This window comes from Rhizobium sp. CC1099, assembly GCF_029714385.1.
Taxonomy (GTDB): Bacteria; Pseudomonadota; Alphaproteobacteria; order Rhizobiales; family Rhizobiaceae; genus Rhizobium.
Genome location: NZ_CP121641.1, coordinates 2567982 through 2587231 on the forward strand (window position 1 = coordinate 2567982; position 19250 = coordinate 2587231).

Consider the following 19250-nt stretch of genomic DNA (forward strand, 5'->3'; position numbering starts at 1 on the left):
GGCGAGCCGGCGCCAGGCAGGACGGCCTCGGACTAGGTCTCCAAAACGCTTCCGAGATCGCCAAGGCCCACGGGTGGCACTCACCGTGACGTTCTCTCCAAAGGTATGCCCAATCCAGAATAATCCCCAGCAGTGAGGCTTGAAAATCGAGCAGGTTTCCCAGCGCAAACGTGCGCTCAAGAGAGATCTGGCCAAGGGGCTGGAAGAGAAGTCGTTCGGTTGAGCGATGTCATCAAACTCGATTGAAACCTTCTTTGGTTCGATATCGGACGGTGGGCGAACAGCGGGAACCATTAGTGCGCGTATCCATTACGGTTGGTGCTCGGAGGAACCACCATGCCGCAATGCCCTTCCCTTCAAGATGAAATCGTTGCCTTACGTCCTGTAATGCAGGCCTTCGCTCATCGATTTACCAGATCGGATGCCGACGCCGAGGATCTGGCACAGGAAACGGTCTTGAGGGCCCTGGGGCATCTGGATCATTTCACGCCCGGAACCAGCCTCAAAAGCTGGATGTTCACCATCCTCCGGAACCAGTATTGCAGTCAGTACAAGCGGTCGAAGCGTTACCGTTTGGCCTCCGACATTTCCGAAGGCTCCTTCGAAAACTCCGTGCCATCGGATCAGGATTGGCCATTGCGGCTGAAAGATGTTTCCGAGGCGATCGACCGTCTTCCCAAACACATGCGACAGGCGCTGATGCTCGTCGTGTCCGGGCGCTCGTACGCCGATGCCGCAAAGGATTGCGGGTGCGAAATCGGTACCATCAAGAGCCGGGTCGGCCGCGCACGGATGGCGCTGATGGTGGCCTTGGACGAGGCCTCTTTCAGCGAAGCTGCTACCCGGTAAAAAGAAAGCGCCAATGCAGGCAATTTCAGGTGCACTCCACGTTGAGCACGCTCTCCCAGGAACTCAAACGCCCTGCGACCTTGATCGAAGAGTTCAAGCAATCCTAATGTGCCCGAAAGATTTCCCAGAGGCGACGATGAATCGCCAAGATGTCTTCTTTCGCTTCACTCAGAACGAAGCATCCAGGGGGCTTTAATGAACTCGAAACGAAGGCGGCGAATACGAAAGGGATCTGGCGGGCCTCGAGGATTTCTACGCACGCAATCATCTCGTCACCCTCGTAGTCGAGATCGATGATCGCGCCATCGTGGCCGCCAAGGTCAAAAGATGAAAGAGCATTGGCCGCAACGGGGCCCGCCAGAACAATGTTGAGTGATCTCCAAGCGTTCGAAACGGTCGATGGGGTCGTACGACTGGTAATCACGAGAAAGCGCAGCATGTTGGTCTGCCCCCTGAGTGCGATGTTCAAACAGAACACACTCGGGGAAGTTCCGAAGGGAACCCCGGTGCCCCTTTACCTGATCGGATACGACCAGGATTGCAAGCATTTACTCAAAGGCGAACTGTGGGGTGCGCTATCACTCCGCAACGCCGCATAGAGCGAGATCGTTAGATGTTGCGTCCTGAGCGTCGCTTATTTCAGATCCTGGAAAAAACGATGGTTCCGCGAAACCTTCATTCAACTCCGCCAGTCATCTTGGGATAATCCGCTCACCTCTCCCGCCTCAGGATTACGGTGATACGAAGCTCTTGGGAATCACCTGTGGGTCGGTAACGACACGCTGAGACGCCACTCCATCTCAGGTGTTGACCATTACGTCGTCCGATCAAGTTAGTTCGGGCTACGGCAGGGCTGCGATTCTACTTCCATGTCCGCTCGGAGACACCTTCAACAGGGATCTCTAAGCATCGACCTCCCCTCGGTAATCGCGGCGCTTCTTGCGATGATCGCCTAAACCAAAGTGACACCGTGCAGGGAACGAAACGACAGCCCCGCAGTTAACTGGCACGCAAACAATCATGTTTCGCGCTGTTCAGGAGAAGTCACGTGGGAAGCACATCTGACAAGGCATCGGGCAAGGCCAACGAACTGGCGGGCAAGGCACGCCAGGCTGCTGGCAAAGCCGTGGACAACAAGGAAATGCAGGCTAAGGGCGCGGCGCAGGAAGGCAAGGGCAAGGCCCAGGTCGCCAAGGGCAAAATCAAGGAGGCAGTCAAGGGCGTCGTTGATCGCACCTGACCGAACTCTGATTCCGTTGTCAACGACTGCCGCCCTTGGGCGACGGGGTACCGGGACATGCGGTGCGCCTGCATCGCGATCAAGGCCGGCGACGAGTCCAAGGACAAGACGAAACCGCCCAGCCCTGGCAGACCGCTACGGCTGGTTTGACGACTTCTTAGCGCTCTTCAGCTTCTTGGATGAAGTCGGTACGCTACCGGTGACGGCAGATGCAGCGTCACGCTTGTCCGCTAATGCAGCCGATCTGCGGTCTTTCCCATGTAATCCGCGACCTACGCACTGCGCGACCCCATCGGCGAAGGCGGCCCCGTGGTGGTGTCCTTCCGCCGTCTGGGTGCTCGGTTCGGCATTCGACTCGCCGCTCACGATCAGGATGACGATCGAAAGTCATTCCCAGAAAGAAGCGATGCTGAGCGGTGAATTGGGACTTTGGGCGAGGCTTGTGATTCTGACGGGCGATAAGGTCGAAAGCGCCGGGCGCAAGCAGGCCCGACTGCTCTTCCTATTTCGTCTTAAGACGTTCAGCCTCTTCTGTGATCCCTGCCTTCGCGGTATCGTGCACGTCGACAGCGACGGAAGCAGCCTTGTCGTAGACATCCGATGCGAGATCCTTGCCCTCATCAACAATCTCGGTGGCTTTCGATGCGACGTCCGCTTTAATGCTATCGGCTGCATCTCCAAGGACTTCATCTTCCTTGTCCGTGCGAGGAAGGGCAGCACCGAAAGCGGCTCCCACGGCGAAGGCCAGCGCGCCCCCAACCAGCGGCTGATCGCGAAAATGCGCAAGGATCGCTGTATTAAGTCGTGTCGTTTTTTCTGCAAGTATTGAACTCGCCGAGGACGCGGACTGCGATACTGAACCTGCGGCATCGCTCGCCTGCTGAGCCACGTTCCCGGCGGCATCCTTAACTTGTTTCCAGCTTTCCGAAGCCCAGCCTGTCGTGGCCTCCAGCACAGCGCCCGCTTCATCTGTGATATTGGAGATCTGTTTACCCGTCGCGTCGGCAAATCCTCGGTATGCTCTTCCGCTCGAGTCGACGAAGTTGCCAGCGCGATTTTCCGACCTCATCAGTCAAAGCCTTGAACCGCTCTCCGGCATCGTCGATGAAGTGGCTATATCTGGCGCCGCCAACATCCTCTGGCGGCCCGACGCGTCGAACGCCTCCGTGGGCAGCATAAAGCGGATAATTTTCAAGCGGCGTGTCAACGGCCGTGCGGGTAGGTGACAGCGCCCCGCCTTGTTTAGCCATCAGCCATGCTAGGCTCACGCCGATCAAAGCGACGGGGAGTGGGTTGACCTTGAGGGCTGTTCCGAGGTTGCTGACATACTCCCCACCACCGCTTCCTTTGGCATACGCGAGGACCTCATCGACGAGCTGACCTGGGGACATTCTCTCCTGAATAGCGCCGATGCGGTCTTCGATCCTTCGACGGTCGGCATCGATTTCGCGCTGAATATCGATCGACGATTTCTCCGATGATTGATTCATCATATTTTCTCCTTAACGACTTCGACATCTCGGCGGAGGGATGCAGCCGTTCGATCCAGTTTCAGATTGGCACCGCGCAATGTAGCAAGACCTTTAGACACCAGCACCCACGCGATACCGGCAATAAAAAAGCCGACAATCAGCGCGGATAGAGCCTGGGAGGATGTTTGCGTGAAGCCTTGCGTTACTAAGAACGCAACTAAGCCGCTTACCAAAACGCTTAGCAGGACACCGACAGCGCCGATTGCCAGCACCATGCCAATCACCAGGACCTCGACGCCGCTGAGAGCTTTAGAGACTTTTTCAGAGGCTTCCGTCTTAGCCAGGTCTATTTCCTTGCGAAGGAGGCCAGAGACATCGCTGACAAGGCCGCCAACGAGTTCCGATAATGGCGCGTTATCGCTTTCTTTAGCCATTGTGCGGACCTCCGGATGTTCCTGCGGTAGACGAAAGCTGGAAGTCGGTAGACGCCTGCATCTTCTCTGGTGCGCTCGGAGACGACTTTCGGATTGCAGAAGCAGTCAGAAAACGGCTCGCTGCCAAGCCGGCAAGTGCCGCTACCCCCAGAAAAGCCAAAGGCTGTTTGCGGCCGAAATCCTCAGCCATGCTGGCAATCTCTCGGAGATCCCGGCCTTCCATTTTTTTCGCGAGGACCGCGACGCTCTCGCCGATCTGCTTTGCATACCGGCCCACCTGTGCCTGATCGCTGCTTTCGAGTTCCGCGCCCACTTTCTGCAGAGCGGTTGCGATGCCACCGACTTGGTGAGCGGCGAAGTCGGTCTGTTCCGCCACAGTATCCTGGATCTTCTGCGTGGCGGTCTGGGCGGCATCCTTGGCCGCCTTGCTGACTTCCCCAAGGTCATCGCTGACCCTGGTTTTGAGATCACGAACTTCGACTGGCTGAATTTCGGTTGGGACGCCATCGTCCACCGGAGACCGTTCATCTTGCGACGGCATCGGCCCAGTTGGAGCCTGTATGATTTCGTCTGGCATTTTCAATCCTCCCAGAAGGTGCGAGCGGCGGATGCTGCGATCACCCCTAACCGGAAGAGCAGATGTTTGTTCCCAGTCACTCTAGGTTTGCATCCAACTAAAAATTGGCGAATTGCCTCGACGGAAAAAGACATCGCTCCTTCGCTTCCTCGATATGATCGATGGCCAATTTGGCTTGCCCCGAACGACGCGTTTCCTCCTCGCCTCGAACGGGAGCCGGACATCGGCTCGGCAGTTGAATGCCGCCGTCGTTATTGGCCGCACAATGGAGGACAGAATGTCGAAAGTTGATCAGCAATGCGATCAATCCTTATACCCGAGCCCGGCTTGGCGCTGGAGAACTGCTCGCCGCCAAACCATCGGGTGCGCGGATGACGCCCGACTTCAGATTGTCAGGGACAATCCGTCGAGGAACGCCCTGAAGAAACGGGACATCCGGACATGCAAGCCAATCCAGTCGGGGAGTGTTTGCGTCCAGGTCGATTCGGCATAGGTGAAGCTATAGGCACCGAGCACTGCCACGAAGATCTCGGCCTCGCGGATCTCACCGGTCTTGCGATCAACAATCGGGATCTTCTTGCCAGTCGACGAAGACCTTGTCGCGGGCCGCATCTCCTGGCGCATAGTCGGCGAAAGTCGCTGTGAGAAGCTACGAAAGAGTTCGCAGAAGCGGCTTTAGCCGTGCCCTTCGGGGTGCGACCCACGATACTCCTCCCAGAGAATGAGCAAGGTGACGCCTGGCTTTTTGAGCTCGACGGCATGTTCAGCCCAGTTCGGTTCGTGCGGCGTCTCGTGCCTTGTTTGACGCAGGCTTGCGGGAAGGTGTTGCTGAGATCGGGGCGGCCTCGATCCGCATTGCGAGTGCCGAGGCCTCGGATCAAATCGAAGACGCACGGAGCCGGATCAGGAACCGCCCATCGCAGCGGTGGGTCCCTCGCTGCGCTGATCGGCGATTTCTGGGGGACGACCCGCTAACACAATCTTCTGCAGGCAGTTGAACGATTGGCTATTCGGGCCCCTGGGGCCGATCGGGAGGACCAGAGGGCGCTTTTAGGGCTGTGCCAGTCCCGGTTTTGGGTCGCCTGATTCGGAGCCTCCGAGGGCTTACCGGAGACGGCGGCGGCGCATCGGAGAGCATCTCACGCGCGGCGGTGGTCAAGGTGGAAGCAATGAAATCAGCCTCCGGAAGCTGGTGCAGTTGCGTGTCCTCATCGTTTTCAGACCACAGCACTGCGCCTACGCGCGTGGTGGGATACATGCGCTTGAAGCGGCGTACAAGTATGCCGGCATGCCTGACAGAGTCAAAGTTCAGGAAGCAGACGACGATGGCATTTGCTCCATTCGGAACGAGATCGCGGCTGCGGCGGCTGGCGATGTCGGAGTGCCTTGCTGCCACCACTTCCGCTCCTTGCACTTGGAGAACCTGGGCCAGCATCACCGCTGATGCATCGTCAAGAGGCCCCCTGCCACCAATGCAGAAGACCGTTTTCCCGGTCCCGTCCGGCAGTTCCTCGTCGCCCTCTCCCTCATCCTTCGTGGCCGTCAAGGGTGTCTCGTCTGCGGTTTTGTCCTCCTGCTCTTCTTCTTCCTCCTCCTCCCGAGCGATCTCTTCCAGATTCGAGACCAGCGTGATGGCGGTACCGAACACTTGTTCCATCTGCTCCGCTGTCAGGACGCCTCTACGGCGGTCCTGCTCGGCGAGCAGAAGGGCTGGAATAGCAACCTTGCCATAGTATTCCTCCAGATAATCTTCCTCGAGGATCTCCTCAGCGAGATCGGTGGCCTCGTCGGGATCCCCAGCTAAAAGTCTTTGATAAAGGCGTTCCTTGGGATCAAGCACCGGTTCGCTGCCAAACAGGACTTCCAAGAATTCAAACTGCGGGACATAACGCCCTAGAACTGCCAGGCACACGGTCAGCGGCGTCGACAGGATAAGGCCGACCGGTCCCCATAACCATGCCCAGAAAATAGCTGCAACGATGATGGCAAGGGGAGAGAGGCCTGTTCGGGAACCATACAGCCATGGTTCGACGATGTTGTTGCTCGTCAGCTCCAGCGCGAGAAAGATCGCGGCGACCCAAAGAACAAGGCTCCAGCCCGGATCGACTGCGAACGCCAGGAAGAGCGGCAGTACGGCAGCTATTACCGGCCCGATATATGGGACGAACCGCAGAACGATGGCAAGCATCCCCCAGAGCACTGCATTGGGAATTCCCACCGCCCAAAGCCCCAGCGCCAAGGGGATGCCGTAAGCGCAGTTCACGACCAATTGCATGAGGAGATACTGCGCAACGCGGCTTCCCGCCTCCTGCAGGGCTTCGGTGGTGCGATGGAGGTCTCCGTAGCCGACGAGCCGGATAAAGCGGTCGCGAAGCTCCTCCCGCTCCAGGAGCATGAATATGACGACGACTATGATTAGTCCCAATGACGCGATCGGACCGACCAAGGGGCCGATCAAATTTGTCAGCGTTGCAATGGGGCGGCTTGGCGCGAATATCTCTACGAGCAGAGGCTCCCTAGATGATCGCTCGCCCACGGGAGCAGTCGGTTTCTGCTCCACGCTGTTGAGTTCCCGTCCGACACTTTCGACGACTGAAGTCAGCCGCCGAACGATACCCGTATCGCTTCCGCTTTCCTGGAGCGCCCGGATCTTTCCCACAATGTTGGTCTGATAGGCAGGGAGGTTTTGCACGACTTCAGTAACCTGTCCGGCCACCACAAGGCCGAACAGGATGAGAACAAGAAAGGCGAGCATGACGGTAGTTATTACCGCCAGAATGCGAGGAAGCCCCAGCTTACGAAGACGTGAGGAGATTGGTGCCAGTGCGAACGTCAGCAGAACAGCGATTGCCAGAGGAAGGAGGACTTCCTTTGCAAAGTAGAGAATGGCAATGACTGCGAGCACACTCGCAAAGGCAGGCATGCGTGAGGGTGATGCGGGCGGAATTGAATATATACGACGAGAACCCCCGAGGCCGTTTTTCAATTCCGCCTCCTTGCTATGGTCGTGACTTGAAGGCGTCGATATGCCAATTGGTCCAAGACTCATGGAGGTAGGGCGCAGATGGGACTTAGCAATGATTGCGCTGCTGCACTGGCCGAGCGGCAGGGTGCCAGGATGATGGTGTTCTCGCGGGACCCGGGATCCACGATGAATGCGCATCCTGTCTGGGTCGCGCTCCAGGCCGCCCCTCGGAAAGGATCGAGATTGGGTATGCAGCGACGGCGGGCCTAGTTTGGTCGAAGCGATCCCATGCCCAGGCTCAGAACATCAAGCCTTGCGCGTTCGAACCACCCGCCTGGCTATTTTCGCAGGATCTTCTCCATCGCTTTCCCGTTGGCGAGTTCGTCGATCAGTTTGTCCAAGTAGCGGATTTCCTGCATCGTAGGTTCTTGGATGTCTTCCACGCGAACGCCACAGATCGCGCCGGTAATTAGCGATCGCGAGGGATTCATTTGAGGCGCTTGCGCAAAGAAGTCCTCAAATTTTGTGTCATTCGCCAACTGATTATCTAGCGTCTCTTGGGTATGTCCCGTCAGCCAACAGATGATCTGATCGACGTCAGCTTTCGTGCGCCCCTTCTTCTCCGCTTTGGCGACATAGTGCGGATAGACGCTCGCGATACTGACTGAATAGATTCGATGCTTCGTCATGCATCCCCCCGGCGGAAGCGTTGTGAGCTTTTGTCACCGCTAACTTAGCCAACGGACGCTCAACAGCAATCCTTTGCAGCGCGGGAGGCTTAAAGAGCAAGTCCGGCATGTCCATCAAGTGGCGCGAATCTCTGGGGCCGATAGCGGAAGACTCTGCACTTCAGGATGCGTTCGTCCTTCTGCGCGACGCCATGCGCAAGTCAAACGTGGCAGCAATCGCGCGGGCGGTGCTGTTGCGCAAGATGCGCACGGTACTCCGCGCTCATAGCAATGGCCTCATCGCCACCGCGTTGAACTTCGACTACGAAGTCAGGTCGTCCGCGAAGGCTTTCGACGAGATACCAAAGCTGAAGATGGAGGGCGAAATGCTCGATCTCGCAAAACACATCATCGCGTGCGTCCGGATCTTGTTCGCCCGCACACCCTCCGAAGTTCCTTCGCGAATCCATCATCAAGCGTCTGCGAGCCAGCGTGAGCAGTTTCGGGAACTTCGGAGGGCATCCAACTTCAGGCGGTCAGGTATTCAAGCCGCCATCCACTGTGAGGATTGTTCCTGTAATTTGCCTTGCAGCAGGGCTCGCGAGGAAGGCCACAGCCGCCGCCACATCTTGCGGCTCGCCATACCGGCCAAGAGGCATCAGTGCGCGCTGGAAGTCGGCAAAATCACCGTTGGCCGGGTTCATGTCTGTATTAGTCGATCCCGGCTGGACCAGGTTTACGGTGACATCACGCGCTCCCAGTTCGCGAGCGAGGCCGCGCGTAAACGAGTGGAGCGCGGATTTTGTCATGTAATACACCGTACCGCTCTCGCCAACGATGCGTTCGGCGCCGGCCGAGCCGATAGTAATGATGCGACCTCCCGCTTGAAGATATGGAATGGCGGCCTGCGAAGCGAGCACGGGTGATCGCACGTTGACGTTCAGCAGCGCATCGATGTGAGCGACGCTGACGTTGGCGATCGCATCGTAAAGCGCGATTGCCGCATTGTTGACAAGAATGTCGAGACCGCCAAGCGCCTGGGCGGCCTCCTCCACCGAGCGCTTCACGGCCGCCGGATCGGCACTGTCGGCCTGGATAGCAAATCCGCGCCTGCCCTTCCCCTCAATAGCTCGAACAACCTCTGCTGCGCGATCAGCCGAACGCTCGTAGGTGATCGCCACGTCCGCGCCCTTGTCCGCAAGTGCTAGCGCAATAGCGGCGCCGATACCACGCGATGCGCCCGTCACAAGAGCTCGCTTTCCAACCAATTCACTCATTATCTGTCCTTTCTGTAGTGATTGACACAGAAATACGTAGGGACGTGAAAGCGGTGCGTCAAGAATATTATATCGATCGATACAAAAACGTATGCAAGTTGCCGAGGAAGGATGAGAGGTTTATATAACAATTGATGCAGAAATCGGACCGAAAGCCTCAAGCCTGCGAATCTACTCCGTCCCGCGCTCGCGGGCGCCCTCGCGCATTTGATCGACAAGCCGCCTTGGCGAAGGCGACCCGTCTCTTCTGGCTCAAGGGCTTTGAAGCCACGTCAATGACTGATCTCACCGAGGCGATGGGGATCGGATCACCCAGCCTGTACGCAGCATTCGGATCAAAGGAAGCGCTTTACGCGGAAGCGGTGCGTTATTATCGCGAGAGCTACGAGGCGCTCGTCTGGGCTAAATTCCATTCAGCGCGGACGGCGCGCGAAGCGATCGCTTCATTTCTGCTGGACTCAGCTGCGGCCCTGACCGGCTGTGTTGCAGACATTCCCCATGGCTGCATGGTGGCCCTCTCATCGGTCGGCAGCGAAGGCCACTTGGAATTGGGTGAACTCGTACGATCAGCACGTGCCGTCACGCTCGAACGCCTGAAGGCGCGCTTGGATCGGGCCGTGGCGGATGGTGAAGTTCCAGTCGCAACGGACGTCCATGCGCTTTCGCGTTTCGTGCAGACTGTCCAGTTTGGCATGTCAATCCTGGCTCGCGACGGGGCCAGCCGTGCCGAGCTTGAGGCCGTGGCTGAGGTCTCGATACTGGGATGGGATGCCCGCATCAGGAGCGACACCGATTCCGCGTAAAAGCGCGCAGGCTTACGGGCTGCGCTCTATCGATTCTCATTGATAACGCAATCAACCGAGCAAAGTCATTCACCTCCGATGGGCGTCTCTCGAAACCGAGACCCGAGATATTTCTGCGATTGGAGGGAGGACCGAGCAGGAGGTTTGCCAATCGCTTCTAATTTAGGTGCGGCAATCGCGATAATAGGGCAGCTCTCGAGCAGAATATCGCCCAATCGGCGACAAATGGCGGGGGAAGGTTTTTGAAGACGGCTCCGTCATCGCCGGCCTTGAAATAGGATATGAAAGCAAACCCATAAAGTGGCGACGGCGTGAGGCACAATTGCTTGAAACCGAAGCCTAGGATGCACCCGATCAAGCGATCGCCCTTCCGCGGCCGGTCGATTTTACCTGCTGAGTTCGGCCGCAGAGGAACTCTACCCGCGTGCCCGCTTCAGGCCGGACCAACTGCCTCGACACTCGCATTTGAACAAAACCCCGCTCCCGCTGGTTATTCTGCAAAATCGCGAGAGAACGACGATGGATTTCCTAGAGGCGGTCAACGCTGCCGGATCCTGGCTGCAGGTTTTCCTTCTCAATGAGTGGACGCTCTATCAGTCCGCCCTGATAGTCGCCGGTTACCTGCTTTCCGGCTTGCTGGCAAAACGGATCGAGCCGGCATTGGAATCGCGCGCCCGCACCATCAAGGGAAATCCGGATCTGCTTCGCGTCATCATCGCATTTATGAGGCGAACACGCTGGCTCTTTCTGATTGTGCTGCTGGCGATTGCGGATGTGGTGCTGTTGCGATTTGCGTGGCCATCGCACCGGTGGCTGGTAGCAACAGCCCTCACTCTCGTGGTGGCGTGGTTCGTCATCTCGGTACTCACGCGCATCATCCGAAACCAGATGCTGGCGCGTGTCGTTGCCGCCGCCGGCTGGTTCTATTTTGCACTTTACGCGCTTGGGCTGGATCGCGCGCTTCTGGCAGCACTCGATGGTATAGCCGTCAATCTCGGCGCCGTTCGCCTTTCTATGCTGCTCGTCTTGAAGGCCATCGTCCTTTCCGTCGCGCTGATCTGGCTTGCGGTTCTGATCGGCAACATGTCGTCGAACTGGATCCAGAAGTCGGCGGATCTCACGCCCTCCTTGAAGGTTCTCATCAGCAAACTAATCAAGATTGGGCTCATTGTCTTTGCGGGCACGATTGCCTTGTCTGCGACAGGCATCGACCTGACTGCGCTCACGGTTTTTTCAGGTGCTGTCGGCGTCGGCATTGGTTTCGGCCTGCAGAAGGTCGTCTCCAACTTCATATCCGGAATCATCATCCTGCTCGATAAATCCATCAAACCGGGCGACACGATTACGCTGGGGGAGACCTTCGGCTCCATCCGCGACCTGCGCTCCCGCTTCGTCTCCGTCATCACCAGAGATGGCAAGGAGTACCTCATTCCAAACGAAGACTTCATTTCCCAGCAAGTCGTCAACTGGTCGTTTTCCAGTGATTATGTCCGCATCGAGGTGGATTTCGGAACCTCGTATGACAGCGATCCGCACGAGGTTGCCCGCATCGCGATCGAGGCGGCCAAGACCATCCCGCGGGTTGCCGGCACCTACGCCCAGCCGGTCTGCTGGATGACGGCCTTCGGGGCATCATCGGTCGATTTCAAGCTGAGATTCTGGATCTCCGACCCGAGCAACGGCCTTACCAACGTGCGCGGTGAAGTACTAATGGCATTATGGGATGCATTCAAGGCAGCCGGCATTTCGATCCCGTTCCCGCATCGCGAAATCATCATGAAGACACCTGTCGAGCTTGCCCGCGCATCTCTTCGGCAGCGGCCAGATGATGAGCGCGCTTCCGGCAGCCCCAAATCCGGGAACTGAATTGCCTCAAAGACGTTCGGCAATATCCGTTCACGAGGTCACCGCCATGCGCCGCGCCCTTTGCTTGCTCTCCCTCGCACTCGCCGGCTCCCAGCCGCTTGCGGCAGCCGCTCAGGAAGCCAATTTCCTCCAGTCGCTTGCCGGAAACTGGCAAGGCGCAGGCCAGGTGCTGATGCGGATCGGCAGCGATCCGGTCAACGTGCGGTGCAGCTTCGCAACGACGGCGGGCCGAGCCAACTTCTCCATGAACGGCAGCTGCCGGGGCTTTGTCGTCGTGCGCCGGGCCGTTTCGGCAAATCTGAGGGTCAGCGGCGGGCGCTATACCGGGACCTATGTCGGACCGATGGGCCTGCCGTCTGCGCTTTCTGGAGGCCGCCGCGGAAACGCCATCAATCTTTCCGTACGCTGGGCCCGCCCCGTGAACGGCGACCGGAACGCCACCATGACCATCGAGAAGGTCGGGGCGGATGGCTTGCGCCTGCGCACGGTCGATCGCGACCATGCGACCGGAGGGTCGGTCGTCACCAGCAACATCGATCTTATGCGTCAGTGAACTTCCGCAAGTCTGTCCAGCCGGTTTCGTCAGTTGCTCGTCTGCGTCGCGGCCGCTTCCGGGGCCGAGCCGTTCCTGGCGAGTTGCCCGATGGCCACCAGAACCAGCACGGCAAGGACGCCTGCCGCCGATGTCAACGCCAGCGACCAGACGACGCCGATGCTCCCGATCAGGTAGGCCAGCGCAAAGGGTGCGACCGCCGACACGATCAGGCGCGCCGCCATCACCCGGCCCTGCATCTTTCCATAGCCGTCGCTTCCGAAGAGCAACAGCGGAAGCGTTCCGGTGACGATGCTGAAAAGGCCGTTTCCCAGGCCGAAGACAACTGCGAATGCGATGGCGCCGGCAACGGAAGGCGCGGTCGGGATGAGCAGCAATACCGCTGCCGACATAAGCGTGGCCGCGATGATGGCAAGCTTGAGCGGCGGCAGGTTCACGCCGAAGAGCATGTTCGTCAACCTGCTGAGAACCTGCGAGGGGCCGAAGAACGTCCCGACCAGCGCCGCTGTCGCGCCGAGCCCGAGGCCGGAAAGCAGCGGCACCATATGGACGAGGATGGCCGAGCTCACCAGCGACTGGAGGGAGAAGGAAAGCGCCATCAGAACGAAACCCATCCTGCGCGCCGATGCGGCAAGCGTTCCTTCCACGCGTCTCGCCGGCGAGGCTTTGCCGCTTCGCTCCCGGTTTCGGCGCATCTGCCGCGAGAGCACGGCATGGATAGGCAGGCAGATGATGAGGTTGAGGCCCGCGAATACCAGATAGACCTGCTGCCACGACATCTCAGCGTGCAGCATCGTCGTGATCGGCCAGAAGATCGTCGAGGCAAACCCGCCGATGAGCGTCAGGTAGGTGATGCTCCGTTGTGCCGCCTGCGGCCGGATCTGCACGAGCAGCGCGAAGGCCGCGCCATATTGAACGAGGTTCGACGCCGCCTCGATGCCGATCAGCGCCGCCACGAAGGAAATCCTGCCGGGCGCCAGCGCGCAGGCGACAAGTGCCGCCGCCGCGATCGCCGATCCCGCCGTCATGATCCGTCCGGCGCCGAAGCGGTCGATCCATTTGCCGAGCGCAGGTGCCATAAGGCCGCCGATCAGGAGAGCCGCGGACAATGCGCCGAAGACAGCCTCGGACGGCCATCCGAGATCCCGCGACATATCGGGGGCGAGGATGCTGAAGCTGTAATAGAGCGTGCCGTAGCCGATGATCTGCGTGATGCCAAGGGCGATAATGGCAGCAATCGGCGGAGGTTCGGTCATATGGATTTCAGGCTCACGCGCTGTTCGAGCTTATCGGCCTCTTCCTTGCGCTCGCTGTAGCGATCGGTGAGATAGGCGGAAGCGTCGCGGGTAAGCCACGTGAATTTCACCAATTCCTCGCAGACGTCAACCACCCGGTCGTAATAAGACGAGGATCTCATGCGGCCGTCCGCGTCGAACTCCTGAAAAGCCTTGGCGACTGACGACTGGTTCGGAATCGTGATCATGCGCATCCAGCGGCCAAGCATGCGCATTTGCCCAACGGCGTTGAAAGACTGCGAGCCGCCCGACACCTGCATGACGGCGAGCGTCTTGCCCTGCGTTGGCCGCACCGAGCCAACCGAAAGCGGAATCCAGTCGATCTGCGCCTTCATGATGCCGGTCATGGCGCCATGGCGTTCGGGCGAAACCCATACCTGCCCTTCCGACCACTGCGAGAGATCGCGCAGTTCCTGGACCTTCGGATGGCTCACCGGCTCCGCATCAGGAAGCGGCAATCCCTCCGGATTGAATATCCGCGCCTCGCAGCCGAAGTGCTCGAGCAGGCGCGCCGCCTCATGGGCGAGCAGCCTGCTATAGGAGACCGTGCGTAGCGAACCGTAGAGGATCAGGATACGGGGCTTGTGCTTCGAGAATGGCGGCCGCAGCGCTGCCAGATCGAGCGGCCGCAGATGTTCGCGGGAGGCTGCCGGCAGATCAGACAATGCGCCTGCCTTCCGCATCGAGAACCTGTTCGCCGTCTTCCTTGGCGAAGGCGCCCTTATGGGGCTCCGGCAGGATATCAAGAACCGCCTCGGATGGCCGCGCCAGCCGCGTGCCGAGCGGCGTCACGACGAAGGGCCGGTTGATGAGGATCGGATCTTTCAGCATCGCATCGAGAAGCTGATCGTCGGTCAGGGCCGCGTCATCGAGCCCGAACTCCGCATAGGGCGTACCCTTCTCGCGGATGGCCTGGCGCACCGTCAGGCCGGCGTCGGCGATCATCTTGACTAGCTCCGAGCGCGACGGCGGAGTTTGCAGATACTCGATGACCGTCGGCTCGATCCCGGCATTGCGGATCATCGCCAGCGTGTTGCGCGACGTGCCGCAATCTGGGTTGTGATAGATGGTGGCTTTCATAGCTTTGCCTCAGGTGAGAGGGTTGACGATGCACCCGGCTGCAGCAACCAGGTGAAAAGAAAGAGCGCCACGACCGCGCCGGCGATTTCGGCGACCCAGAAGCCCGGAAGATCGACCGGACGGATGCCGGAAAAGGTGTCGGTCAGCGAGCGGGCGAAGGCAACGGCCGGATTGGCGAAGGAAGTCGAAGCGGTGAACCAGTAGGCGGCCGTGATATAAAGCCCCACCAACCATGGCACCGCCTTCTGCTCGAAGCGGATCCCGGCGAGGATCACCGCCACCAAGCCGAAGGTCGCGACACCTTCGGAAAACCATTGCGCCCCGCCGGTGCGCACCTTTGTCGACAGCTGGACGAGCGGAAGATCGAACATCAGATGGGCCGCAATCGTCCCGATGGCGCCGCCAGCAACCTGCGCCAGGACGTAGCAGAGGAAATCGCGTTTCGGCAGCGACCGCGATATCGCGAAGACCAGCGAGACCGCCGGATTGAAATGAGCTCCGGAAACCGGCGCGAGGATAGTGATCAGCACCACCAGGATGGCGCCGGTCGCCAGCGTGTTGCCGAGCAGCGCCAGTCCTACATCCTGCGTCAGCGATGTCGCCATGATGCCCGACCCGACCACGGTCGCGACGAGAAGTGCTGTGCCGAGGCCCTCGGACACCAGGCGGCGCGGCAGATCGAACATCATCGTTATCCTGCCTTCACCGGATTGCTCGTCGAACCTTCCATGGCGCCGATCTGGCGCAGGTGCTGCTCCAGAGCGAGCTTGTCGATCGACGACAAAGGCAGGCTCAGGAAAGCCATGATCCGGTTCTTCAGGAACCGTGCGGCCTGCGCGAAAGCCCGGCCCTTCTCGACTTCGCTGCCCTCGACAGCGGCCGGATCCTCGACGCCCCAGTGGGCAGTCATCGGATGGCCGATCCAGACAGGGCAGGCTTCGCCCGCGGCGCTGTCGCAGACCGTGAAGATGAAATCCATTTCCGGCGCACCCGCCTCGGCAAACACGTCCCAGCTCTTCGAGCTGAAGCCGGTCGAAGGATAGCCCAGCGCCTGCAGCTCCTTCAGCGCATAGGGATTGACCTTACCCTTGGGTTGGCTCCCTGCCGAAAACGCCCGGAAGCGCCCCTTGCCTTCGGCGTTGAGAATGGACTCCGCCAGGATCGAGCGGGCGGAATTGCCGGTGCACAGGAACAGCACATGGTAGAGACGGTCGGCAGTCATTGCAGTTTCTCCTCCACTTTAGGCGCGCAGCATGCGGCGACCGCCGCCACAGGTGCGCAGATTTCAGGGTTCCCGGCGCAGCAGTCCTCCATCAGGAAGCGGATCAGACCGCCCAGCGCATTATAGTTCGCGGTGTAGATGATCGAGCGGGATTCGCGCTTCTGGCTGATGAGGCCGGATCGTTCGAGCTCCTTGAGATGGAAGGAGACATTCGACGGCGAGACAGCCGTCTTCTCCGCAACCATGCCGGCGGCCATTCCGTCTGGACCCGCGACCACCAGCACGCGGACGATCTGCAGGCGGGTTTCCTGGGCGAGCGCGGCGAAGGCGCTCAGGGCTTGACGTTGATCCATATTTCAATAATCCTTGAATCATTGAAATTAGGATTAATGCAAATGAACGCGATCGACAACAGCAAAATGCAGGACCGCGACATCAGCCTCGGCCTGCTTCTCGACTTCCTGGCAGGCGCCAAGCATTTGCCCTTGGTTTTCCATTACGACGGCCGGCCGGTGAAACCGGGCTACCACGTCACCGAAGTCAAGGCCGGTGAGTTCGCAGCGCTCGACTGCGGCGCCAACCCGGAAGCATGGCGAGAGATTTTCATCCAGCTATGGGACATCGAAGAGGACGACCGCACGCATATGCCGGCTGGAAAATTCTATGCAATCATCCGCAAGGTGACCGAGCATGTGAAGCTCGACGGTTCTGCAAGGCTGACATTCGAAGTCAGCGACGGCGTGCGGCCAATACAGCTTTATTGCGCGGCCATGCCGGCCTTGCTGGGCGGCATGGTGCACGTTGAACTTGCGCCTCGCCCGGCAAGCTGCAAGCCGCGCGACCGCTGGCTCAAAGAGGAAACACGAAAGACTGAAGCCTGCTGCAGGCCCACGCATGGCAAAGATACCTGCTGCGCTTAAAAGGCACTGAAAAGCCAACGGCCCACATCAGCGACAGTTATCTCCGGCCCTTCCTAATCATATTGGGCAGGTTGATATGTCGTCGGGACACTGCCGTTATACGTTCCATGAGGTTTGTGCTGTTTTACATTGTAGCGTGCTTTTCCGTCAGCCTTGCTGTGGGCGTCACCATATATCCGATCTTTGAACCGCCACCCGGGCCGGCGCAGGATTCCTGGCGGCAAAGCTCCCGTCCTCAAGCAGCCAGGATGGCGGGCAAGACCTCTCGCCTGATGCCTTGCGCCAATGCCTCGTCCTGCCTCCAGGCGCCAACGAGCGCTGACCCGAACGACGCTTTTCGTTTCCGTCCACCGGTTTTTGTGCCGGCCTCTCCCCGCACCCCGTCGGCGGGTGTGCCCGCGAGACGTGAGCTTTAAATGGTTGCCCCGGCCCCAGACCAAGCCCTCCGCATCGTCGCATTCCGGCAGCAGGTCGACCGAACGCGCGAATGCAACGCTTCATTAACCACGTCTAGCGTACTTTTGGCAAAACCAAGGAGGTCGGCAGGTTGAGGGGGCGAACAACACTAGCTCGTAGCGCAGCGTATTTTGTAATCGCGTCTTTGCTGGCGGGCTGCGTGAGCGGACCGGACCACACGCCTCCGGAGATGCCGCTGCCGGCGAAATTCGGTGAGGGCAGCACCAAGAATATCGGTGATGTTGCGACGGTGGCCTGGTGGTCGGCCTATCGCGACAGGCAGCTCGACAGCCTGGTGGCGCGCGGCATCGACCAGAACCTCGACGTGCTGCAGGCGATGGAGCGCATCAATTCGGCGTCCTCGAATGTGACGGTCGCCGGGGCCGGTTCGCTGCCGAGCCTGGTGGTCGGCGCCTCGCACACGGTGTCGGGCCAGATGGGCTCGGAGCGCACCCGGGTGGGTGCTACCAACACCACTGGCGGCGAGGCCAATGTCTCCTGGCTGCTCGATCTCTTCGGCCAGTACCGCCGCTCCAAGGAAAGCGCGCTTGCCTCGCTCGATTCGGCCTATGCCAGCGCCGACGTGGCCCGGCTTGCCTTCCTGCAGGATCTCGTCTCGACCTATATCGACGCCCGCTTCTTCCAGGAGCGCATTGCGCTGTCGAAGGCCAACCTGCAATCGCGCCGGGAGACCTACGACCTCACCAAGTTCCAGCTGGAAGCCGGGGCCGCCTCCAGGCTCGACGTCGTCCAGGCCGAGGGCCTGGTGCAGTCGACGCAGGCCGAAATCCCCGGTCTGGAAACCAACTTCCGCGTCTCGGCGCATCACATCGCCACGCTGCTCGGCCTGCCGGCCTCCTCGCTGATGGCCGAACTGCAGAGGGGCGCCGCCCAGCCGGTCTACCGTGCCGGCATCATCTCCGGCATCCCGGCCGACCTGATCCGCAACCGTCCCGACATCCGCGTGGCCGAGCGCAATCTGGCAGCGGCGACCGCCAATATCGGCGTTGCCCAATCGCAGCTTTATCCGTCGATCGCGCTGTCCGGCTCGATCTCGCCGACCTGGGTCAACCCGGCCGGTGGCCGCGGCGGCGGCCTGACCACCTGGTCCTTCGGCCCGACGCTCAACCTGCCGATCTTCGACGGCGGCCGCCTGCGCGCCAATGTCGACATTGCCAAGTCGGACGCCAATACCGCCTATCTCGCCTGGAAGGCAGCGGTGCTCAACGCCGTCGAGGAGGTGGAGAACGCGCTGTCGGCGGTGCGCCGCGACGCCCAGACGGTGGAAGCGCTGCGCGCCCAGGTCAAGACGACGCAGGAATCGCTGGAACTGTCGACGGCAAGCTACAAGGACGGCGCCTCCTCGCTGCTCGACGTGCTCGACGCCCAGCGCCAGGTGTCGCTGGCCCAGGCGAGCCTGGCGGCGGCCGTGCAGCAGATGGCCAAGGACTACGTCTCCCTCAACGTCGCCATCGGCGGCGGCTATGCCCCGGGCGGCAAGGTCAATTCTGTCTCCGCCACCGTGGCAAAAGGCCCCACAAAGAGCTGAAAAAGCCAAAGGGGGTTGTTTGCG

At 59.9% G+C, this 19250-nt stretch carries 20 protein-coding genes and 2 pseudogenes; 8 read left to right on the forward strand and 14 right to left on the reverse strand.

Annotation, left to right across the window (positions count from 1 at the left end):
* Window positions 1-387 precede the first annotated feature (387 nt).
* The gene (locus QA644_RS13135) at window positions 388-849 is read left to right on the forward strand and encodes a sigma-70 family RNA polymerase sigma factor (protein ID WP_239599468.1); all 462 of its coding nucleotides are present in this window, start codon (window positions 388-390) and stop codon (window positions 847-849) included.
* Between the two features lie 103 nt (window positions 850-952).
* Here the strand turns inward: QA644_RS13135 and QA644_RS13140 are convergent, their stop codons facing one another.
* Window positions 953-1288 (reverse strand): hypothetical protein, encoded by a 336-nt coding sequence (locus tag QA644_RS13140; protein WP_239597854.1) that lies wholly within the window; start codon window positions 1286-1288, stop codon window positions 953-955.
* Window positions 1289-1897: 609 nt separating this feature from the next.
* Here QA644_RS13140 and QA644_RS13145 point away from each other — a divergent pair.
* On the forward strand, window positions 1898-2089 hold the full coding sequence (locus QA644_RS13145; protein WP_239597853.1) for a CsbD family protein: 192 nt from the start codon (window positions 1898-1900) through the stop codon (window positions 2087-2089).
* A gap of 502 nt (window positions 2090-2591) precedes the next feature.
* Here the strand turns inward: QA644_RS13145 and QA644_RS13150 are convergent.
* The 6 genes and pseudogenes from QA644_RS13150 to QA644_RS13175 form a co-directional block, all read right to left on the reverse strand.
* Window positions 2592-3579 (reverse strand): annotated as a pseudogene (locus tag QA644_RS13150) (DUF3618 domain-containing protein).
* Window positions 3579-3995, reverse strand: a complete 417-nt coding sequence (locus tag QA644_RS13155; protein WP_283068877.1) for a phage holin family protein — start codon at window positions 3993-3995, stop codon at window positions 3579-3581. The pseudogene QA644_RS13150 and the gene QA644_RS13155 overlap by 1 nt, the downstream one beginning before the upstream one ends.
* Window positions 3988-4572 carry a nutrient deprivation-induced protein gene (locus QA644_RS13160; RefSeq protein ID WP_283068879.1) on the reverse strand — a complete coding sequence of 195 codons (585 nt, stop codon included), beginning with the start codon at window positions 4570-4572 and terminating at the stop codon, window positions 3988-3990. The genes QA644_RS13155 and QA644_RS13160 overlap by 8 nt, the downstream gene beginning before the upstream one ends.
* Window positions 4573-4956: 384 nt before the next feature.
* The gene (locus QA644_RS13165) at window positions 4957-5184 is read right to left on the reverse strand and encodes a hypothetical protein (protein ID WP_283068881.1); all 228 of its coding nucleotides are present in this window, start codon (window positions 5182-5184) and stop codon (window positions 4957-4959) included.
* Between the two features lie 394 nt (window positions 5185-5578).
* Window positions 5579-7621: an AI-2E family transporter gene (locus QA644_RS13170; protein ID WP_283068883.1), complete on the reverse strand. Its 2043-nt coding sequence runs from the start codon at window positions 7619-7621 to the stop codon at window positions 5579-5581.
* 254 nt (window positions 7622-7875) lie between these two features.
* Window positions 7876-8226 (reverse strand): DUF2200 domain-containing protein, encoded by a 351-nt coding sequence (locus QA644_RS13175; RefSeq protein WP_239599458.1) that lies wholly within the window; start codon window positions 8224-8226, stop codon window positions 7876-7878.
* A gap of 164 nt (window positions 8227-8390) precedes the next feature.
* Here QA644_RS13175 and QA644_RS13180 point away from each other — a divergent pair.
* Window positions 8391-8621 (forward strand): annotated as a pseudogene (locus QA644_RS13180) (Ku protein); the annotation flags it as partial.
* Window positions 8622-8741: 120 nt separating this feature from the next.
* Here the strand turns inward: QA644_RS13180 and QA644_RS13185 are convergent.
* Window positions 8742-9482, reverse strand: a complete 741-nt coding sequence (locus QA644_RS13185) for an SDR family oxidoreductase (RefSeq protein ID WP_074069208.1) — start codon at window positions 9480-9482, stop codon at window positions 8742-8744.
* Between the two features lie 134 nt (window positions 9483-9616).
* Here QA644_RS13185 and QA644_RS13190 point away from each other — a divergent pair, with 134 nt between their 5' ends.
* From QA644_RS13190 to QA644_RS13200, 3 genes are all read left to right on the forward strand, one after another.
* The gene (locus QA644_RS13190) at window positions 9617-10285 is read left to right on the forward strand and encodes a TetR/AcrR family transcriptional regulator (RefSeq protein WP_239599456.1); all 669 of its coding nucleotides are present in this window, start codon (window positions 9617-9619) and stop codon (window positions 10283-10285) included.
* A 519-nt stretch (window positions 10286-10804) separates the two neighbouring features.
* Entirely contained in the window at window positions 10805-12151 is a 1347-nt protein-coding gene (locus tag QA644_RS13195) for a mechanosensitive ion channel domain-containing protein (protein ID WP_283068888.1), read from the forward strand.
* Window positions 12152-12197: 46 nt separating this feature from the next.
* The gene (locus tag QA644_RS13200) at window positions 12198-12704 is read left to right on the forward strand and encodes a hypothetical protein (protein WP_283068890.1); all 507 of its coding nucleotides are present in this window, start codon (window positions 12198-12200) and stop codon (window positions 12702-12704) included.
* Window positions 12705-12733: 29 nt separating this feature from the next.
* Here QA644_RS13200 and arsK read toward each other — a convergent pair whose 3' ends face one another.
* The 6 genes from arsK to QA644_RS13230 are packed head-to-tail and all read right to left on the reverse strand — an operon-like array spanning window position 12734 to window position 16654.
* On the reverse strand, window positions 12734-13960 hold the full coding sequence (gene arsK, locus QA644_RS13205) for an arsenite efflux MFS transporter ArsK (protein WP_283068892.1): 1227 nt from the start codon (window positions 13958-13960) through the stop codon (window positions 12734-12736).
* The gene (arsH, locus tag QA644_RS13210; RefSeq protein WP_283068893.1) at window positions 13957-14682 is read right to left on the reverse strand and encodes an arsenical resistance protein ArsH; all 726 of its coding nucleotides are present in this window, start codon (window positions 14680-14682) and stop codon (window positions 13957-13959) included. Before arsH ends, arsK begins: the two co-directional genes overlap by 4 nt.
* Window positions 14657-15079, reverse strand: coding sequence for an arsenate reductase (glutaredoxin) (arsC, locus tag QA644_RS13215; RefSeq protein WP_283068894.1), 423 nt, complete (start codon window positions 15077-15079; stop codon window positions 14657-14659). The genes arsH and arsC overlap by 26 nt, the downstream gene beginning before the upstream one ends.
* Complete coding sequence (locus tag QA644_RS13220; RefSeq protein ID WP_237361705.1) at window positions 15076-15765, reverse strand: MIP/aquaporin family protein; 690 nt, start codon at window positions 15763-15765, stop codon at window positions 15076-15078. The genes arsC and QA644_RS13220 overlap by 4 nt, the downstream gene beginning before the upstream one ends.
* Window positions 15766-15770: 5 nt before the next feature.
* A complete protein-coding gene (locus QA644_RS13225) occupies window positions 15771-16301 on the reverse strand; it encodes an arsenate reductase ArsC (RefSeq protein ID WP_283068895.1) in 531 nt (176 codons plus the stop codon).
* On the reverse strand, window positions 16298-16654 hold the full coding sequence (locus tag QA644_RS13230; RefSeq protein WP_092588827.1) for a metalloregulator ArsR/SmtB family transcription factor: 357 nt from the start codon (window positions 16652-16654) through the stop codon (window positions 16298-16300). Before QA644_RS13230 ends, QA644_RS13225 begins: the two co-directional genes overlap by 4 nt.
* A 42-nt stretch (window positions 16655-16696) precedes the next feature.
* On the opposite strand from QA644_RS13230, the gene QA644_RS13235 reads away from it, so the two are divergent.
* Complete coding sequence (locus QA644_RS13235; protein ID WP_283068899.1) at window positions 16697-17221, forward strand: DUF6428 family protein; 525 nt, start codon at window positions 16697-16699, stop codon at window positions 17219-17221.
* Between the two features lie 592 nt (window positions 17222-17813).
* Complete coding sequence (locus QA644_RS13240) at window positions 17814-19226, forward strand: efflux transporter outer membrane subunit (RefSeq protein ID WP_349254117.1); 1413 nt, start codon at window positions 17814-17816, stop codon at window positions 19224-19226.
* Window positions 19227-19250: the final 24 nt, after the last annotated feature.